Origin of the sequence: Vibrio eleionomae, from assembly GCF_009874545.1 — a bacterium.
In the GTDB taxonomy this organism is placed as follows: domain Bacteria; phylum Pseudomonadota; class Gammaproteobacteria; order Enterobacterales; family Vibrionaceae; genus Vibrio; species Vibrio nitrifigilis.
This window is the reverse complement of record NZ_WEKT01000057.1, coordinates 13,328-31,946: the sequence shown is the minus strand read 5'-3', so window position 1 is coordinate 31,946 and position 18,619 is coordinate 13,328. Positions and strand designations below refer to the sequence as shown.

The 18,619-nt window shown below is 41.9% G+C and carries 16 protein-coding genes and 1 riboswitch; of the genes, 8 read left to right on the top strand and 8 right to left on the bottom strand.

Features of this window, described 5'->3' with window-relative positions; genetic code table 11:
• Positions 1-800 precede the first annotated feature (800 nt).
• The 3 genes from purR to F9817_RS20110 all read left to right on the top strand — a co-directional run bounded on the left by purR (position 801) and on the right by F9817_RS20110 (position 3,721).
• Positions 801-1,808: an HTH-type transcriptional repressor PurR gene (gene purR, locus F9817_RS20120; protein WP_161157963.1), complete on the top strand. Its 1,008-nt coding sequence runs from the start codon at positions 801-803 to the stop codon at positions 1,806-1,808.
• A gap of 153 nt (positions 1,809-1,961) precedes the next feature.
• Positions 1,962-2,060, top strand: a riboswitch (cyclic di-GMP riboswitch).
• A gap of 113 nt (positions 2,061-2,173) precedes the next feature.
• Entirely contained in the window at positions 2,174-2,761 is a 588-nt protein-coding gene (locus F9817_RS20115; protein WP_161157965.1) for a TfoX/Sxy family DNA transformation protein, read from the top strand.
• 633 nt (positions 2,762-3,394) lie between these two features.
• Positions 3,395-3,721: a putative signal transducing protein gene (locus F9817_RS20110; RefSeq protein WP_161157962.1), complete on the top strand. Its 327-nt coding sequence runs from the start codon at positions 3,395-3,397 to the stop codon at positions 3,719-3,721.
• A gap of 23 nt (positions 3,722-3,744) precedes the next feature.
• On the opposite strand, the gene F9817_RS20105 is transcribed toward F9817_RS20110, so the two are convergent.
• The 4 genes from F9817_RS20105 to topA all read right to left on the bottom strand — a co-directional run bounded on the left by F9817_RS20105 (position 3,745) and on the right by topA (position 10,531).
• Positions 3,745-4,539 (bottom strand): alpha/beta fold hydrolase, encoded by a 795-nt coding sequence (locus F9817_RS20105; RefSeq protein WP_161157961.1) that lies wholly within the window; start codon positions 4,537-4,539, stop codon positions 3,745-3,747.
• 208 nt (positions 4,540-4,747) lie between these two features.
• Complete coding sequence (gene glgA / locus F9817_RS20100) at positions 4,748-6,202, bottom strand: glycogen synthase GlgA (RefSeq protein ID WP_161157964.1); 1,455 nt, start codon at positions 6,200-6,202, stop codon at positions 4,748-4,750.
• A gap of 1 nt (position 6,203) precedes the next feature.
• Positions 6,204-7,421, bottom strand: a complete 1,218-nt coding sequence (gene glgC, locus F9817_RS20095) for a glucose-1-phosphate adenylyltransferase (protein ID WP_161157960.1) — start codon at positions 7,419-7,421, stop codon at positions 6,204-6,206.
• Positions 7,422-7,906: 485 nt separating this feature from the next.
• Positions 7,907-10,531 carry a type I DNA topoisomerase gene (gene topA, locus F9817_RS20090; protein WP_161157959.1) on the bottom strand — a complete coding sequence of 875 codons (2,625 nt, stop codon included), beginning with the start codon at positions 10,529-10,531 and terminating at the stop codon, positions 7,907-7,909.
• Between the two features lie 330 nt (positions 10,532-10,861).
• Between topA and F9817_RS20085 the strand changes: the two genes are divergently transcribed.
• A complete protein-coding gene (locus F9817_RS20085) occupies positions 10,862-11,107 on the top strand; it encodes a YciN family protein (protein ID WP_161157958.1) in 246 nt (81 codons plus the stop codon).
• A 131-nt stretch (positions 11,108-11,238) separates the two neighbouring features.
• Here the strand turns inward: F9817_RS20085 and aroA are convergent, their stop codons facing one another.
• Both aroA and F9817_RS20075 read right to left on the bottom strand, forming a co-directional pair.
• Positions 11,239-12,519, bottom strand: a complete 1,281-nt coding sequence (gene aroA / locus F9817_RS20080) for a 3-phosphoshikimate 1-carboxyvinyltransferase (protein WP_161157957.1) — start codon at positions 12,517-12,519, stop codon at positions 11,239-11,241.
• Positions 12,520-12,682: 163 nt separating this feature from the next.
• Entirely contained in the window at positions 12,683-13,150 is a 468-nt protein-coding gene (locus tag F9817_RS20075; RefSeq protein ID WP_161157956.1) for an outer membrane lipoprotein, read from the bottom strand.
• A 30-nt stretch (positions 13,151-13,180) separates the two neighbouring features.
• Between F9817_RS20075 and aat the strand changes: the two genes are divergently transcribed.
• The 3 genes from aat (at position 13,181) to infA (ending at position 14,918) form a co-directional block, all read left to right on the top strand.
• Positions 13,181-13,900 carry a leucyl/phenylalanyl-tRNA--protein transferase gene (aat, locus tag F9817_RS20070; protein ID WP_161157955.1) on the top strand — a complete coding sequence of 240 codons (720 nt, stop codon included), beginning with the start codon at positions 13,181-13,183 and terminating at the stop codon, positions 13,898-13,900.
• Positions 13,901-13,914: 14 nt separating this feature from the next.
• Entirely contained in the window at positions 13,915-14,616 is a 702-nt protein-coding gene (locus F9817_RS20065; protein ID WP_161157954.1) for an arginyltransferase, read from the top strand.
• Positions 14,617-14,699: 83 nt separating this feature from the next.
• Entirely contained in the window at positions 14,700-14,918 is a 219-nt protein-coding gene (gene infA / locus F9817_RS20060; RefSeq protein ID WP_027252769.1) for a translation initiation factor IF-1, read from the top strand.
• A gap of 137 nt (positions 14,919-15,055) precedes the next feature.
• Here infA and clpA read toward each other — a convergent pair whose 3' ends face one another.
• Positions 15,056-17,326, bottom strand: a complete 2,271-nt coding sequence (gene clpA / locus F9817_RS20055) for an ATP-dependent Clp protease ATP-binding subunit ClpA (protein WP_161157953.1) — start codon at positions 17,324-17,326, stop codon at positions 15,056-15,058.
• Positions 17,327-17,372: 46 nt separating this feature from the next.
• Positions 17,373-17,693 carry an ATP-dependent Clp protease adapter ClpS gene (gene clpS / locus F9817_RS20050; protein WP_161157952.1) on the bottom strand — a complete coding sequence of 107 codons (321 nt, stop codon included), beginning with the start codon at positions 17,691-17,693 and terminating at the stop codon, positions 17,373-17,375.
• Between the two features lie 498 nt (positions 17,694-18,191).
• Between clpS and cspD the strand changes: the two genes are divergently transcribed.
• The gene (gene cspD / locus F9817_RS20045; RefSeq protein ID WP_161157951.1) at positions 18,192-18,413 is read left to right on the top strand and encodes a cold shock domain-containing protein CspD; all 222 of its coding nucleotides are present in this window, start codon (positions 18,192-18,194) and stop codon (positions 18,411-18,413) included.
• Positions 18,414-18,619 lie beyond the last annotated feature (206 nt).

The window sequence follows — 18,619 nt, the reverse complement described above, 5'->3', positions numbered from 1 at the left end:
AGTGGGGGGTTATACCCAAGTAACCTCAAGATGCTGTTTCAGCGGGAATGTATTCGCTCTTAGGCAAGGCACTGATTTGAAGACATAGTCATTCTACGTTGAAAATCAGTAACACAGCCTAGGAGCGAATAAAACTCGCCCTTTGGGAGCTCATCAACAAACCTATTTCTGCGCTCAATCACCTTGAAAGGGAATGACCATTCCTGCTGTGATTGAGCTTGACCTAGGCTCGTTGATGAAGCTCTGAATCCTGCATCTTGAGGTCATTTGGGTATATAAGCGCCTTTGATAGGGAAAAGTGATAAAAAGTGCCTTTTACCTCTAGTATGTTGGTCCTAATCCTCGGTTCTACAATCAAACGTCTCATGACTTACCTTATTTTTGGTTAGTTATCATATGTGCATTATTCGTTAGCACATCATGAAACAACGTCAGCTCTCCCGTAGAGTCTAAATGTCATTTATACGCTTAAGCCGTCCATTTTACATATTGATAAAATATATTGATAACCCAGCAATCTGTCGCCATCATGTAGACAATGAGTCGCAAGCATAAGAAAAGTTGGCGAGATCAGTTGAGATTAAATTATGAATTTTTCGTTGCGGTGATCGCCAGAGCAGTCTAGAATCTTGGATGCTAATAAATACTCAAACTAATTGTCAAAAACCGCTTTCTCGTAGCGGTTTTTGTGTTTTTACTACTATTCCCGCTTTTTGCACTAAAATAAAGCGAAACCTGACTGTTCAACATTATCATCACCAATGTACTTTCAGGTTATTTGATACCAATGGAAATCACCTATGGCGACAATAAAAGATGTAGCACGCTTGGCTGGCGTTTCTACGACCACCGTATCACATGTCATCAACAAAACCCGTTTTGTGGCAGAAGCAACTCAAGAAAAAGTGCTATCTGCTGTTAAGGAGTTGAACTATGCCCCTAGTGCAGTTGCCCGCAGTTTAAAATGCAACACAACTCGAACCATTGGCATGTTGGTCACCCAGTCCACGAACCAATTTTTCTCCGAAGTCATCGATGGTGTCGAAAGCTACTGCTATCGCCAAGGTTATACGTTGATCCTATGTAACACTGGTGGCATTTATGAAAAACAACGCGACTACGTACGCATGCTCGCTGAGAAACGCGTTGATGGCATGTTGGTTATGTGTTCGGATATGACGCCAGAATTGATGGAAATGCTAGAGAGCCATTCCGATATTCCTAAAGTGATCATGGATTGGGGATTAGAAGACTCCCAAGCCGATAAAATCATGGATAACTCAGAAGAAGGTGGCTATATCGCCACTAAGTACCTTATCGATCATGGTCATAGTCATATTGCCTGCTTGAGTGGCCACTTAAACAAAATTACCTGCCAAGAGCGTATCCAAGGTTTTCGTCGCGCAATGAACGAAGCAAACTATGACGTGAACGAAGATTGGATTCTTGAAGGTAACTTTGAATGTGATACCGCCGTTCTTGCTGCTGACAAAATTTTGGCGATGGATGAAAAACCGACCGCTGTTTTTTGTTTCAACGATACGATGGCACTGGGCTTAATGAGTCGCCTACAACAGAAAGGCGTAAAAATCCCCGAAGAAATGTCAGTCATTGGTTATGATAATATTGAACTATCCGAATATTTCTCTCCACCGTTAACCACCATCCATCAGCCTAAGCGCCGTGTTGGTAAAAACGCATTCGAAATCTTGCTTGAACGCATCAAAAATAAAGAGCATGAACGCCGTATTTTTGAAATGCATCCAGAGCTTATCGAACGAGAGTCGGTAAAAAGCATTATAAAATAATAACTTACATTGCTTTAGCTCTGCCTTCTTTACACTTTTATTGATGAATTTATCGTTTATTATTAATACAGTCATTTTTGTGAGCAATATCACATAGAAGCAATTTTTATGTGATTTATGTTCAAGTTTAAGATTACTCTAATTAACGAAATGTCACGCACAGGGCAAACCATCTGTAAAGGTGGGACGCAAAGCTTCCGGCCTGAACCCCAGGTGGTACAGATGTTCTGGGTAGGTAGCGGGGTTACCGATGGCAAAAATGCATATGATGTTAACTTCTTATTGACACGGTCTTTGCATTCTTTTGCTACATTCTCGGACCTGGATTTTGGTGGCGTATGTTCAAATACACCGAGACTAAAGGCATGGATAAACCAATACTAAAAAACTCAATGCGACTCTTTGAAAAATTAGGTCGCGTAAAATCTCGTTCAATGTTTGGCGGCTTTGGAATCTTCGTAGACGACACAATGTTCGCGTTGGTTGTTAACGATATGCTTCATATCAGAGCTGATGATTCTTGTTCTGAGAAATACAAACAACAAGGCTTAGAACCATACGTTTACAAAAAACGTGGTTTCCCTGTGGTTACAAAATATTTTGCTCTTCCAGAATCGTTTTGGGATACACCCGATACTATTTTAGATGAAGCAAAATCTGCGTTGAAGATCGCGAAACAAGAACGCGAGACTCAGGCAAAAGCTAAACCTAACCGATTGAAAGATTTACCTAATTTACGTTTAGCTACAGAACGTATGTTGCGTAAAGCGGGAATTGAATCTGTCGAAGAGTTACACGATAAAGGAGCGGTTGAAGCGTATAAAGCAATTCAGCAAACTCACTCTACCGATGTAAGTCTAGAGCTTTTATGGGCTCTTGAAGGCGCAATCGAAGGCAAGCACTGGTCTGTTATTCCACAAACTCGGCGTGACGAGTTAATGCAAAATCTTTAGCCAAATTTGTTGCTAACAAGGCTTGTTGCTGAAAGCACCCTCTGGGGTGCTTTTTTATGCGCGCTATAACGCACATATGAGCCGTTGAGGTACATATTAGAGCTTTTACTCACCTAAAAGGTTAAAACCCGGCATACTTGCTTGTAGGCTCATCAGATATATCAATAACATCACTCTTGCGAATCATTTCTGCTAAACCGGCCTTTTAACCTTACCAGCCATGTATGAGCATAACCCTTAACTCATTTGTCCTAAGGCTATATCTAGATAAATAACCGTTAGTTAACCTATAAATCTGCTAATAATTTTGCGGTTTATCACCGAATTTCCAACTCATAATGTTTTAGAATAGTAGTAACAACTAAAATAGTTGAGACTATAGATTACAATTATTCGCCATGAGCTAGATCAATTTATGCTTTAAATTGGATAAATAAATTTTTACTCATTTTTCTTAAATGGCATTATTTTGTGATTATTATCACAAAAACATTGTACGGTTATTACATTGATTATTATAAAAATGTGACAGCCATATTTAGTCCTTAATTAGGACACAATATGACACCCCATTTGAAACACTGTTCATTTACATAATCTTGGTTAGACTGTGACCATTCAAGGTAATTGATATTGAAACTTTATATCGCAAATAACCCAACTGAAGCTCATATACTGTGTGGACTACTCCAGCAGTCAAACATAAAATGCGAAGTCAGAGGGGAACAGTGGTTCGGGTTAAGAGGAGAGATTCCTGCCGATGACCAATCAGCGCCATATATTTGGCTATTTAATCGTCTAGATGCCGATTATGCATGGGAGCTTATTCGTCAAACCCAAACCGACAATAGTGGTATCCTTTATAAAAATTGGGTCTGTTCTAATTGCGGGGAAACCAATGAAGGTCAGTTCGCTGTTTGTTGGAAATGTGGGAAACCTGATCACCAAGGGTGTGATTAATATTTTCTGAATGGGAACCGTATTTATTGGTGCAAGAGAAAGCGAATCGAGTGGTGATTAAAGGCCTCAGATTGCTCGATATTGCAAACATGACCACAATTGGATAACTCTATCAACTGACTACAGCGGTGTGTACTGAGCATTTTTCTAATAGCAGGAAGGAATAGATGATCGCGCTCTCCCATTAAGTATAACGTGGGAATAGGTAACTCTGTTTCTCTAAAATGTCCCATCAGTGCATGGGCTTCAGCGGTTAAACGATACCAACGTTTAAACTCTTTTTGACACAGCTTTTTAGCTTCTCTTATAAAGAGGTGACGTGATTCTTTTTGATGTTTATCAGGCATTACGACATGGGCAAAAAGTTGGTATAACCACATGTATGGGACGATATTTTTACACCAATCCCCAATTTTAACCAATATCCGAGAACGTAGATTAAACTGCATCACCGCTCCCCCCATCACCATGCTTTCGACACGCTCAGGGACAAGTTGGGCAATTGTTCGTACAATAATGGTTCCCAAAGACATGGCAACAAAGTGGGCTTTTTCAATGCTAAGATGATCAATCACGTGAATAACATCTTGCGCGACATCAGCGAACTGATAAGGTTTGAGTAACCACTCTTTAGGACCTCGTTTTGATTTGCCATGACCACGAAGATCAACCAGAAGCAAATTAAAATGTTGTCGATACTCCTTGATTTGCTTAAACCACAAAGACGAACTGCCCCCAGCGCCGTGAATAAATACGACCCATTGTTGACTGGTGGGATGTGAATACACTTTATGGAATAACATCAGTAAGTAAGCCATTTCGCTCCAAATTAATAGCGGCGCAAGTCTACCACATTGATAATGTCAATATCTTCCCCTTTTAAACAAAATCATCCTGATGACTTATATACCCAAGTCTTCTTATTGGAATGCACAATATCCAATGTTCTTTTCATTGTGTTAATCGATAAAAAAGCGGAGAGTGACACTCTCCGCTTAGTAAAGTACATCGATGGATGGGCAACGTTTAGTCAAACAATGCCTGTCTATACATCTTAATGTATTCTTGTGCTGATACTTCCCAACTAAAATCTCTGCGCATCGCTCTTTGTTGAACTTCGAGAAATTGAGTAGGTTGCTGCAGATAGAACAGTAACGCACGCTGCATAATAATTAAAAGTGCCTCTGGCGATGGCTCTAAAAAACCAAAGCCGGTCGCTTCATGAGGATCTTTATCGTAATCCACTACGGTATCTTTCAATCCCCCTACTTCTCTAACAATAGGTAAAGTACCGTAAGCCATACTATAAATTTGATTTAATCCACACGCTTCAAACTCTGATGGCATCAAAAAGAAATCAGCGCCCGCTTCAACCCAGTGCGCCAACTTGTTACTGTAAGTTTCAACAAATGCAAACTGTTCACTGTATTTATCGGCCAGTTTACGTAGACGCCCAGCAACTTCAGGCTCTCCAGTACCCACAATAACTAATTGCACATCATTGCGTAGGAATGCCTCAATGATAGGGAGTAAGTAATGAAATCCCTTTTGGTGCGTTAAACGGCACACCATACCAAACATAGGGACAGGGCGAGTCGGTAAGTGCACTTCTTCTTGTAAAGCGAGCTTTGCTGCTTGTTTGCCCGCTTGTAAAGAGGCCGCGTCATCACTATATGTCTGTGGCAAAAACTGATCTGTTTTCGGGTCCCACTCCGAATAGTCACAACCATTAACAATACCGTGCAAATCACGCGCACGCCGAACAAAATCATCGACCAACCCATGCGATCCTAACGGTGTTAACAGTTCACATGCATAGTTTGGACTAACTGCATTAATTTTGTCCGCATAAGCAATCCCTGCTCGAAGCATACTTACATGATCGACACCATAACGTAAAAACTCCATACCATTGAGATTCAATTCCGGAATAATTTCCAATTCATGGTAAGAAAATATGCCTTTAAAAATCGCATTATGAATGGTTAAGACACTTTTCATACCTTCATAATACGCATCATAGCGATAGCGGGTTTTTAATAAGAAAGGGATCAGTCCTGTATGCCAATCGTTGGCATGAATAACATTGGGTTTAATCCCCAACTTAGGCAGAACATCTAAGCTTGCAGCAGAGAAAAAACTGAACCGTTCGCCGTTATCAGCGTAAGCTTGATTCTGCTCTGCATAAAGTTCTGGACGGTCAAAATAGTGATCATTATCGATCAAATAAACCGGCACACCATCTAACTCTGTTTGCCTCACTTTATAGGATGAGTGAGGCCAATGTGTGAGATCGGTTTCCAAGACCACAGGGAGTGAGTTTTTATCAGGAATACTACGATAAGCAGGTAGCACAATGGCTACCTGTTGTCCTAATTGAGAGAGAGATTTAGGTAATGCTTTCGCTACATCAGCTAAACCACCACTCTTCACTAAACCTTGCGCTTCTGAAACGGCAAACCACACACTGATTTGCTCCATTTTAGAATCCAACTTTTGTTCCTTTAGCAATGACTACGATACCACTTGGTGAAACATGAAAGCGTTGTTTATCTAATTCACTATTTTCACCAATGACCGTGCCGGCTGCGATTTCAACGTCTTTATCAATAATGGCGCGTTTAATCGTACAACCTGCACCTATCTTCACATCACCTAAGATAACAGATTCACTAATACAAGAACCAGCAGCAATATTGGTTCTATAACCTAAAACCGATTTATAAATACTTGATCCTTGTATATAACTCCCACCAGAAACCAAACTATCGGTTAACTTAACCTTTTGCGCATCAACATCAACAAACGTTGCTGGCGGTAAAGGTGGATAATACGTATGCAGAGGCCAACTGCGATTATACAAAGAAAACTTAGGGTCTTTGCCAAGGAGATCCATATGCGCTTCCCAATACGCTTCAATAGTACCAACATCGCGCCAGTACCCTTCAGGCCGTTCACCCTTGATCATGTTATCCGAAAAATCATAGACGTACACATCCCCTTGTGGATACATAGTCGGGATAACATCTTTACCAAAATCGTGACTAGATTGTGGGTTATCTGCATCAGATTTTAACTCAGAATAAAGTGTTGGCGCATCAAAGATATAATTTCCCATCGACACAAGCGCCCACTCTGGCTCACCCGGAATACATTTAGGATGAGCGGGCTTCTCTTCGAATCCAACCATCCGCCCTTCTCTATCCACTTCGATAATCCCAAATGATGATGCTTGGCTGACGGGCATGCGGATAGCAGAAACGGTGAGCTTAGCACCTTTACGGCGGTGATAATCCAGCATCTGACGAATATCCATTTTATAGATGTGGTCAGAGCCAAAAATACACACTTCATCAGGTGACGACAATTCTATAAAACGTAGGTTTTGGTATATCGCATCAGCAGTTCCTTCATACCAACGCTTACCATCTCGCATTTGGGCAGGAATACAATCGATAAAGCGGTCAGTAATACCAGCCACATTCCAGCCTTTTTTCATATGTAGATACAGTGATTGTGACTTAAATTGCGTTAACACATAAATCCGCATTAAATCCGCATTAACGAAATTGTTTAATGCAAAATCGACTAGCCTATAACTGCCTCCAAATGGGACAGATGGTTTACTCCGTGAAGCCGTTAAAGGCATTAAACGAGTCCCCTCGCCTCCAGCCAAAATCATTCCCAGTACACCAGCCATTAAGGTTCTCCGTTATTTATTGTTTTCAGTGCCCACCGGTAGATTTGATAAACACTGTTCTTCCATCGAAGCATCATCCCCACCGCGACAAATGGGGCAAAAGGCCATCAAGTAGGTCAATACTGGCTGCAAATTAATCACTGACCACTTTACCCACCGGTTGCGTACACCAGTGTAATATCAAGAGCGACACTCACACACTGACCAACGTTTAATAAACAAGTACATCAATCTTTATCATTCATTAAACATCGTGATTTAGAACTGGATACGCAATGCCTTTATCCGAGCAGGTTTACGACAAACCGTACTTCGTTTACAAGCTCCTATAAAAAAGATAGTCAACATATTGAATAATGAGAACAAATAATTGGGAATTTAACAAAATATTCAACACTGTTTTAGAAAACTGAGAAATAGCCAACAAAATAAAAAGGCAGCTCGTAAGCTGCCTTTTTTATTCATGGTTTGTTATTGATAAATCACTATTTTTTCTTGCGTTTATCCGTTACTTCCCATTTACCGTCGATGTATAGCGCTGTCCAGCCAGATGGTTTTCCATCATGTTCGGTACGTACATAATGCTCTTTCGATTTACGGCTAAAGCGTACTACAGCACGTTCACCATCAGGATCTTTCGCTGGAGCAGTTGCTAGGTACTTGAATTTCTCAGGTAAGCGGTCTTGATATTTTGCTAGCTCTTCCACTAACGGTGCGCGTGTCTCACGCGATTTAGGGAAATTACTTGCCGCAAAGAATAAGCCAGACGCACCATCGCGAAGCACAAAATACGCGTCAGACTGTGTGCAAGGTAGTTCTGGGAAATGGACCGGGTCTTCTTTTGGCGGAGCCACTTCACCGTTTTTCAAAATCTTACGGGTATTGCTACAAGATTCATTGGTACATGCCATGTACTTACCAAATCGGCCATTTTTCAGAACCATGTCTGAGCCACATTTATCGCACTCAACAACAGGGCCATCATACCCTTTCAGTTTAAATTCGCCGTGTTCAACGATATAGCCTTCACAATTTGGGTTATTACCACACACATGAAGCTTACGTTTTTCATCAATCAAGTAAGCATCCATTGCAGTGCCGCAAATTGGGCAGCGTTTTTTAGCGCGCAGTGCTGCGGTTTCAACATCTTCTTCTAAGACATTGATAACACCATCTTCATCACCAAGATTGATGGTTGTCTTACAACGTTCTTTCGGCGGAAGTGCATAACCAGAACACCCTAAGAAAACGCCAGTAGAAGCCGTGCGAATCACCATTGGACGACCACAAGTTGGACATTCAATATCTGTTTGCACCATGTGGTTAGGCTTCATACCACCTTGTTCTTCATCTTGCTCAGCTTGTTCAAGGTTTTGACTAAAATCGGCAAAGAAGTTGTCTAATACCCCTTTCCAATTAGCATCACCTTCGGCAATTTGGTCGAGTTTTTGTTCCATACGTGCTGTGAAGTCGTAGTTCATCAAATCTTCAAAACTATCATCCAGACGATCTGTAACAATTTCGCCCATCTTTTCCGCGTAAAAACGACGTGAATCGACTTTTACGTAACCACGATCTTGGATGGTAGAAATAATCGATGCGTAAGTAGATGGTCGGCCAATCCCACGTTTTTCTAATTCTTTAACCAATGCTGCTTCAGTATAGCGAGCCGGTGGCTTAGTAAAATGCTGTTTAGGATCTAACGCTTCAAGGGCTAGTTCATCCCCTACTTTTACTTCAGGTAAAATTTGGTCTTCATTCTTACCAAGTGGACGTTGTACACGTGTCCAACCATCGAATTTGAGAATGCGGCCTTTTGCTTTCAACGTGTATTCTGCCGCCTTAACACTTACGGTTGTAGAAGTGTATTGAGCAGGCGTCATTTGACACGCCACAAACTGATTCCAAATTAAGTTATACAATTTGTGCGCATCCGCATCCATACCTTGCAAATCATCAGATTTAACATCAACGCTAGAAGGACGAATCGCTTCGTGCGCTTCTTGGGCATTTTCTTTACTGCCGTAAACATTTGGCTTACTTGGTAGGTATTTATCACCAAATTGATCAGTGATGAAATCACGAACAGAGGCAACCGCTTCTTGGCTCAAGTTGGTTGAGTCAGTACGCATGTAGGTGATGTAACCGCCTTCGTAAAGACGCTGCGCTAGCATCATGGTTTTCTTAACACCATAACCTAAGCGAGTACTTGCCGCTTGCTGCAATGTAGAGGTAATGAATGGCGCACTTGGCTTACTCGTTGTAGGGCGATCTTCTCGCTTACAAACTTCATAGCGCGCTTTTTCCAAAACACTGATAGCTGCTTTGGTTTCTTGTTCGTTAGTCGGCTTAAATGCTTCGCCATTTTGTTGCGCGACCAGCAAACGGAATTTGTCATTTGCACTGGTTTTGGTATCGGCGTTGATATCCCAGAACTCTTCAGGGGTAAACGCTTTGATTTCACGCTCACGTTCCACAAGTAGCTTCACTGCTACAGATTGAACACGTCCTGCGGATAAACCACGCGCCACTTTTTTCCATAGCAACGGAGACACCATAAAGCCCACAACACGGTCCATAAAACGACGTGCTTGTTGGGCGTTAACACCATCCATATTTAGGTCACCAGGCTGCTTAAACGCCTGTTGGATTGCTGTTTTAGTGATTTCGTTAAACACAACACGTTTATATCGCTCTTCATCGCCACCGATGATCTCACGAAGGTGCCAAGCGATGGCCTCTCCTTCGCGGTCCAAGTCGGTTGCGAGATAAACGCTGTCTGCGTCTTTCGCTAACTTTTTAAGTTCATTTACTACCTTTTCTTTACCCGGCAGTATCTGATAATTCGCTTCCCAACCATTATAGGGATCGATGCCCATCTTCTTGATTAAAGATGAACGCTCTTTTTCTTTCTTAAGGCGAGCTTTTTCTTCAGCACTAAGGCCTTTAGTCGAAGTCGGCGCTGCTTTTTTGGCGCCAGTTGATTGACCGGCAGTTGGCAGATCGCGGACATGACCGACACTAGACTTTACGATAAAGTCTTTGCCAAGATATTTGTTGATTGTTTTGGCCTTGGCTGGCGACTCCACGATAACGAGTGATTTACCCATAATTTGATTCAAATGTCCTTAACCACTTTGCGACTGGTTTTATCGCATTATGTTCTTAAATATTGCTTCTTTTTTTACTATCGAGGTAGATAACCAGAAGATCAACTTGTTTTTTTAAAAACCGGCTTATTTGCTCGACAAATCGACGAAATGCTAAGCGCTCCAGAAAACTCGCACATAGTAATGACAGTCTGGACAGAACGCGAGGTAAAACAAGTGAATTTTGCAATAAATCACAATTTTAGTTTTTACTGAGCTCGATCATTGTCTGATATTATGCGCTCAATACACTAGTTATCACTGCCAAACAAAATAATAAAAGGAAACATTATGGCCGATAAAAAGCCCATTTCAAAAGTAGACTTACTCATGATAGCTAATCAACTGATTCAAGATCATGAACATTATGTTGAAGGTATGAAAGCTACTCAAGTTGAAGAAAAAGCAGGCATTTTAGTATTTAAAGGTGAATATTTCCTTGATGACAACGGACTGCCAACCACAAAAACAACAGCGGTATTCAACATGTTTAAATATTTAGCGCACCACCTATCATCAGAATTTACTCTCGAATAGTGATTGATGGCTAAATACCTAAAGTGTCAAGCCTAGTGTATGAGTATTATATATAGTGACCATCAGCAAATTACATTTACACTAAAAATAAAGCCTCGGAAGAGGCTTTATTTCATCATAACGTTGACCATTTAATGACTTAATACGGCGAATTTATCAAAATAATCTGGGAATGTTTTTGACGTACATTTTGGATCATTAATCGTCACACCAACATCAGAGAAAGCCACTAACGAAAAACACATTGCCATGCGGTGATCATCATAAGTATCAATGGCTGCATGGATGAATTTTTCTGGCGGAGTGATCGTGATGTAGTCTTCGCCCTCTTCTATTTCAGCGCCGACTTTACGTAGCTCTGTCGCCATAGCCGCTAAGCGATCGGTTTCTTTCACACGCCAGTTATATACATTGCGAATGGTGGTGGTCCCTTTAGCGAACAAGGCTGCAGTTGCAATAGTCATGGCTGCATCTGGAATATGGTTAAAATCCATATCGATGGCATTGAGTTCACCGCGACGAGCAATAATATATTCATCACCCCACTCAATTTCTGCCCCCATTTTTTCTAACGCGTCAGCAAATTGCACATCACCTTGGATGCTTTTTTTGCCAATCCCCGTCACTTTCACACTGCCGCCTTTAACCGCTGCAGAGGCGAGGAAGTAAGACGCTGATGATGCATCACCTTCCACCATAAAATGTCCTGGTGCGACGTAGCTTTGCCCTGTTGGTATCACGAACTGTTGGTAGTCGTTGTTAATAACATTAACACCGAACTGTTGCATGATCTGCAAGGTAATATCGATATAAGGTTTTGATACTAACTCACCCACAATATTGATGGTGATGTCACCATCAGCCAGTGGCGCAGACATGAGAAAAGCCGTCAAAAATTGACTTGAAATAGAACCATCGATGGCGACAGTACCCGACTTGAGACCAGTGCCTTTTATCGACAGTGGCGGGTAATTCTCATTTTCTAAATATTCAATTTCTGCGCCAGCTTCACGCAGCGCATTGACTAAGTGACCAATTGGGCGTTCTTTCATGCGAGGTTCGCCAGTCAGAACAAACTCACCTTGACCCAAACACAGTGCTGCCGCAAGTGGACGCATTGCTGTACCAGCGTTACCCAAAAACAGTTCTAATGGCGTGTCTGCCGAAAATGGCCGGCCTAAACCTTCCACTTCACAAACGGTTTTATCATCAGAAAGTTGATACTGAACACCCAGTTTAGTCAGGGCACTGAGCATATGACGAATATCATCACTATCAAGTAAGTTAGTGAGGCGCGTCTTCCCTTTTGCTAGTGCAGCGAGCAATAAAGCTCGGTTAGAAACACTTTTTGAACCAGGAAGATTCACTTCTCCATCAAATTTTTCAACAGGTTGTAACGTAAGGCTTTCCATTTAAAGTTGTGTATCCTTGCGCCGCCAACATCATTCATCAGTGAAAAATGGCGACGAAAATTCTTCGTATTTGCAGACTAACGAAAAATTGCCCTAGGCGCTAGTGTCAATCACAGGATTTCTCACACCAACACTTACAAGGATAAAGCGTATTAACGTTACGTTACATTTCGCGATCTACTCTCACGCCATCATCAAAATAGAGAATTCGCACCTGATCGCCTGAACCAAATAGCATTTCCGGATCAACATCTTGAATCACATCAACCAATTTACCATTGTCAGTTTTTATTAGTAATTCAACCAATTTATACTGTTCACGGTAAATGGGATCAGCACTATTGGCCGCATGTGCAACCCCAGCCCCAGCTGCGGCACCAACAACAGTCGCGACCTGACGACCATGTCCACCTCCGAATTGATGGCCTATCACCCCACCAACGACGGCTCCCAACAATGTTTTCCAGCCATCATCGTTATGTTGTGCATGGTGAATCTGCTGTTGAGAAATGTATCGAACTGTTTCTACCGAGCCAAATAAGACCTTATTCACAGGTCTCGCTTGATTCCTTTGATAAGCTGCATTGGCAAACAATGGAAAAATCAATAAGATCCATATCCACTTTTTCATTTTCTGTCTCCTATAAGGCATGGGTTGGCTATGACGATTTACCTTACCGAACTCGCACCGGATAATTTTCTCTTTCCTTCGCCATTTGAAGCGTTGGAAGAGCCAAATGGCCTATTGGCCTTTGGGGGTGATCTCAATCCACAACGAATACTCAACGCTTATCGACAAGGGATATTTCCATGGTATGGACCAGGTGAACCTATCCTCTGGTGGAGTCCATCGCCACGAGCCGTCTTTTATCCTAAGACATTTAAACCGAGTAAAAGTGTTAAAAAATTTCAAAGAAAGCAAAAATATGACATTAGCCTCAATATGGCGACGGAAAAAGTCATCGAGCAGTGTGCAGCTTTAAGGCCACCAGAAGAAACTTGGTTAAATAACGACATGAGAATGGCTTATAAACAACTGTCTCGGATGGGTAAGTGCCATTCTGTTGAGGTGTGGGAAGACGAGGAACTGGTCGGCGGCCTTTATGGTCTTAGTATTGGTCGACTTTTCTGTGGTGAATCCATGTTCAGTATCGCGGATAACGCCTCCAAAATAGCTCTATGGTATTTCTGTCATCACTTTACACAGCATCAAGGAGAACTCATTGATTGTCAGGTCATGAATCCTCATTTGGCTTCCCTCGGTGCAACAGAGTTACCAAGATCACAATTTATGCAAACATTGCTATCCTTAAAGGAGCAAAACGTCAGCGCTAGCTGTTTTGAACGCCAATGGTTAAGTTCGCCCATCGACGTATCGTAGATAGAGGTTGAAGAATGAGTTCTGATATACACCAAATTCGTATCGGGTTAACGAACAACCATCCTTGTAGTTATTTAGACGATAAGTTAGAGCGTGTCGCCGTTGCTATCGATCCACAAATGCAATCCGCTGATAATTTTGAAGTACTGCTTGCTAATGGTTTTCGCCGTAGTGGCGACACCATCTATAAGCCTCATTGTGACCACTGCAAAGCCTGTCAGGCCTTACGTGTTAATGTGGTCGACAACATGGCTAGTAAAAGTCAAAAACGCCTGCTAGCGAAAGCGAGAGACGATTTTCATTGGGTACTAAAAGATACCTTAGATGATAATTGGTTTGATTTATACGCTCGCTATATTCGGACACGTCACCGCAATGGCACCATGTTCCCTCCACAAAAGGACGAATTTTTGCGCTTTTCACTGTGTGAATGGCTTAATACTCAGTTTCTACACGTTTATCAACACGATCAATTGGTCGCTGTTGCTGTGACTGATGTGATGAGCCAATGTGCTAGCGCATTTTACACCTTCTTTGATCCAGACATTTCCCTTTCACTTGGCACCTTATGTATTCTTTATCAGCTTCAAATGTGTAAAAATGAAGCAAAACAGTGGCTTTACTTGGGCTATCAAATTGATCAATGCCCCGCAATGAACTATAAAGTACGCTTTCATTCTCATCAAAGGCTAGTAAATCAGCGTTGGCGAGGGTAAAATACGCCACAACTTTACTTATTGTACTTTTAACGGCACAATTCCCTCCGTTAAAATATTGCCAAGTTTCTAAAGAGGATTAAATGGCTAAAGAAGACGTAATTGAGATGCAAGGCACTGTCCTTGATACTCTTCCAAATACTATGTTCCGTGTTGAGCTTGAGAATGGCCACGTGGTAACAGCACATATCTCCGGTAAAATGCGTAAAAACTACATTCGTATCCTTACTGGTGACAAAGTAACTGTTGAGTTAACTCCATACGATCTATCTAAAGGACGCATCGTCTTCCGTTCTCGTTAATCTATTACGTATGAGCGAATATTGAAAAGGCGGGAAAGCCCCGCTTTTTTTGTGCATCAGCGTCTCCAGGAGAAGCGGCACAGATAGAAAAAAGGCACTGCTCTGCAGTGCCTTTAGTATTTATAGGTTAATATTTATTAAGAAACCTGAGCTTCCTCTTTTGAACCAAGATATTCAAAAGTAAGTTTGTCACTATCAAGCCCAACCTTCACTGTACCGCCATCAACAAGTGAACCAAACAATAGTTCATTCGCTAATGGTTTCTTCAGTTGATCCTGAATAACTCGAGCCATTGGACGAGCCCCCATTTCCCGGTCGTAACCACGATGAGCTAACCAGTTACGTGCATCTTCTGACACTTCAAGTGACACACCACGAACATCCAACTGCGCTTGCAATTCAACAATGAACTTATCAACCACTTGAGCAATGACCGTTTCATCTAAGCTATTGAACCATATGATATGGTCTAAACGGTTACGGAATTCAGGAGTAAAGACCTTCTTAATTTCCGACATGGCATCATGGCTATGATCTTGTTGAATCAAACCAATCGATTTCTTCACTGTTTCCGCAACACCTGCGTTGGTAGTCATAACCAGAATCACGTTACGGAAATCCGCTTTACGCCCGTTATTGTCAGTTAACGTCCCATTATCCATCACTTGCAATAACAAGTTAAAGATATCAGGGTGCGCCTTTTCGATTTCATCCAAAAGCACAACACAGTGCGGATTTTTAATGACGGCATCAGTTAATAGTCCGCCTTGGTCATAACCAACATAACCTGGAGGCGCACCTATTAAACGGCTCACCGAGTGACGTTCACCATATTCAGACATATCGAAACGCAGGAGCTCAATCCCCAGTAACTTAGCAAGCTGCACCGTTACTTCTGTTTTACCAACCCCTGTTGGGCCAGCAAACAAGAATGAACCGACAGGACGATTCTCTGCACCAAGGCCTGCACGAGTCAATTTAATGGATTCAGATAGAACATCGATCGCATTGTCTTGTCCGAAAACCAACATTTTCATCTTGCTATCGAGTTTTTTCAGAATGTCTTTATCAGATGATGACACTGATTTCTCAGGGATACGAGCCATTTTGGCCACCATGGATTCAATCTCAGCAACGCCCACGGTTTTCTTACGCTTACTGACAGGCAATAAACGTACTCTAGCGCCCGCTTCGTCGATGACATCAATGGCTTTGTCAGGAAGGTGACGTTCATTGATGTATTTAGCTGACAATTCAACCGCAGCTCGTAACGCCTTATTGGTGTAACGCACCTCATGGTGAGCTTCGTATTTAGGTTTCAATCCCATTAAAATCTTCGTGGTATCGTCTAACGATGGTTCCACCACATCAATTTTTTGGAAACGACGAGCCAATGCGCGTTCTTTTTCAAAGATCGTGCTGTATTCTTGGTAAGTCGTTGAACCAATACAGCGCAACTTGCCACTACTTAGTAGAGGTTTAATCAAATTAGCAGCATCCACTTGGCCGCCAGATGCTGCGCCAGCACCAATAATGGTATGAATTTCATCGATAAACAGAATCGCATCTTTTTCTTTTTCAAGCTGCTTCAGAATCGCTTTGAAACGTTTTTCAAAGTCACCTCGATACTTAGTGCCGGCTAACAGCGACCCGATATCTAAAGAGTAAATTACGCTATCTTTAATGACATCAGGAACTGTGCCTTCAACGATTCTCCATGCTAACCCTTCAGCAATAGCAGTTTTACCTACCCCTGCTTCGCCAACGAGTAGCGGGTTATTTTTGCGACGGCGACAGAGTACTTGAATCGTACGTTCAAGTTCTTTGTCACGTCCGATTAGCGGATCAATTTGCCCTTGTTTTGCCAGTTGATTGAGGTTACTTGCAAAACTTTCTAAACGTTCGTCAGTACTGACTTCTTCACTACTTTCTGGACCGAAAGAGTCTGAAGAAGAGTCTTCACTCGCGCTGGAAGCTTTTGTAATACCATGCGAAATATAGTTAACAATATCGAGGCGGCTAATGTCATTTTTCTTCAACAAATAAGCGGCGTGAGATTCTTGTTCACTAAAAATCGCAACTAAAACATTCGCTCCGGTCACTTCGCTACGACCAGAAGACTGAACATGGAAAACGGCTCTTTGTAGCACACGCTGAAAACTCAGGGTTGGTTGAGTTTCACGGGTTTCATCGTTGTCTGGAATCAGCGGGGTGGTTTGATCAATGAATGTGTCAAGTTCACGACGTAATGTTTCAATATCGGCCTGACACGCGACTAATGCTTCCTTCGCAGCGTCATTTTCCAACAACGCCAGTAGGAGGTGCTCTACGGTCATAAACTCATGTCTTTTGTCACGAGCCCGCGCGAATGCGCCATTTAAACTCGATTCTAGTTCTTTGTTAAGCATAAGGCCTCCTTAAGAAACAACCACGGTTTTCGCATGTGCTATCGTGTTACGCCTGCTCTAATGTACAGAGCAACGGATGCTCGTTTTCCCTCGAATACATTGTCACTTGCATGACTTTCGTCTCTGCTACCTCTGCAGTAAACGTGCCACATATTGCTTTGCCTTCGTAATGTACTTTAAGCATCACCTGAGTTGCCCTTTCTATATCCATAGAAAAAAACCGCTCTAGGATTTCTATAACAAAGTCCATCGGGGTGTAATCATCGTTCATTAACAGTACGTTATACATCGCCGGTGGCTTTATCGCTGTCTTTTCTTCCTCCAGCAAATCTGAGCCTGGAGTTACCCATTCAAAATTCTTACCCATGACGTTTTGATTTCAGAGTGTTTTAAATATCTATTGTGCTCTGTACTACCGGTTCATGCAATGCTCATATTTATTCATACGTAACATGCTGTGTGTTCAGGTGAAAATCATCCCTTACTTAAGAGACTAATCCACCAATGAAGCCGCTGCAAATAAAAGATTGCGATTATGATCACTGACCTGCGTAACCGCACAAAACTTAATCGCAATTATACAAATGATTTCACAGAATGCGTCGCTATTTGCAAATTAAAAATACTAATAAAAGAATAAGTTGCAAGCTAAACAACATTCTTACAAATGTGACTTGATTATAAAAGCAACACTCTTTATGCGATTTTACTATTGACTGTCCCACTCTATTAGCTAAATTGGTCAATTAGTGACTAACTATTTAGCATTAGTTAAATGGATAATCACCAATGGTTGGGACAGGAAGGGTTCCTGTGATACCCCACCTTTACACATCAGTAACAAAATGCATGAGGGATGTATAGCATGGCTACAGGTACAGTAAAATGGTTCAATAACGCAAAAGGATTTGGTTTTATTTGTCCACAAGGTGAAGATGGGGATATCTTCGCACATTATTCAACCATTCAGATGGACGGTTACCGCACGCTTAAAGCGGGTCAAACGGTATCTTATGAAGTTGAAGAAGGTCCAAAAGGCTATCATGCGAGTTCTGTCGTACCTATCGAAGGGGAACAAGCTAAGTAACGACTTAGTGTCTGCGCAACACTGATATAGATGAATACCTCAGGTTATGGACCATTAGGTTCATACTGGTCAGATTATATATCAATGCATGCCATTTCTTGCTAGCAGGGCGCATCCTTTGCGAATAAGTTGACGTTGCTATCTTTAAACATAGCGATAGTTTAGTCGCCTACTCTTATTTCACCCACGTTAGCCTAAGAATGGCC

Excerpts from the sequence above, each read along its gene's own strand:
- aat (WP_161157955.1), top strand. The coding sequence starts at position 13,181 with ATGACGATTTACCTTACCGAACTCGCACCGGATAATTTTCTCTTTCCT.
- topA (WP_161157959.1), bottom strand. The coding sequence starts at position 10,531 with ATGGGTAAATCACTCGTTATCGTGGAGTCGCCAGCCAAGGCCAAAACA.
- aroA (WP_161157957.1), bottom strand. The coding sequence starts at position 12,519 with ATGGAAAGCCTTACGTTACAACCTGTTGAAAAATTTGATGGAGAAGTG.
- clpA (WP_161157953.1), bottom strand. The coding sequence starts at position 17,326 with ATGCTTAACAAAGAACTAGAATCGAGTTTAAATGGCGCATTCGCGCGG.
- glgC (WP_161157960.1), bottom strand. The coding sequence starts at position 7,421 with ATGGCTGGTGTACTGGGAATGATTTTGGCTGGAGGCGAGGGGACTCGT.
- glgA (WP_161157964.1), bottom strand. The coding sequence starts at position 6,202 with ATGGAGCAAATCAGTGTGTGGTTTGCCGTTTCAGAAGCGCAAGGTTTA.
- F9817_RS20085 (WP_161157958.1), top strand. The coding sequence starts at position 10,862 with ATGGCCGATAAAAAGCCCATTTCAAAAGTAGACTTACTCATGATAGCT.
- F9817_RS20075 (WP_161157956.1), bottom strand. The coding sequence starts at position 13,150 with ATGAAAAAGTGGATATGGATCTTATTGATTTTTCCATTGTTTGCCAAT.
- F9817_RS20065 (WP_161157954.1), top strand. The coding sequence starts at position 13,915 with ATGAGTTCTGATATACACCAAATTCGTATCGGGTTAACGAACAACCAT.
- cspD (WP_161157951.1), top strand. The coding sequence starts at position 18,192 with ATGGCTACAGGTACAGTAAAATGGTTCAATAACGCAAAAGGATTTGGT.
- F9817_RS20115 (WP_161157965.1), top strand. The coding sequence starts at position 2,174 with ATGGATAAACCAATACTAAAAAACTCAATGCGACTCTTTGAAAAATTA.
- infA (WP_027252769.1), top strand. The coding sequence starts at position 14,700 with ATGGCTAAAGAAGACGTAATTGAGATGCAAGGCACTGTCCTTGATACT.
- clpS (WP_161157952.1), bottom strand. The coding sequence starts at position 17,693 with ATGGGTAAGAATTTTGAATGGGTAACTCCAGGCTCAGATTTGCTGGAG.
- F9817_RS20105 (WP_161157961.1), bottom strand. The coding sequence starts at position 4,539 with ATGGCTTACTTACTGATGTTATTCCATAAAGTGTATTCACATCCCACC.
- purR (WP_161157963.1), top strand. The coding sequence starts at position 801 with ATGGCGACAATAAAAGATGTAGCACGCTTGGCTGGCGTTTCTACGACC.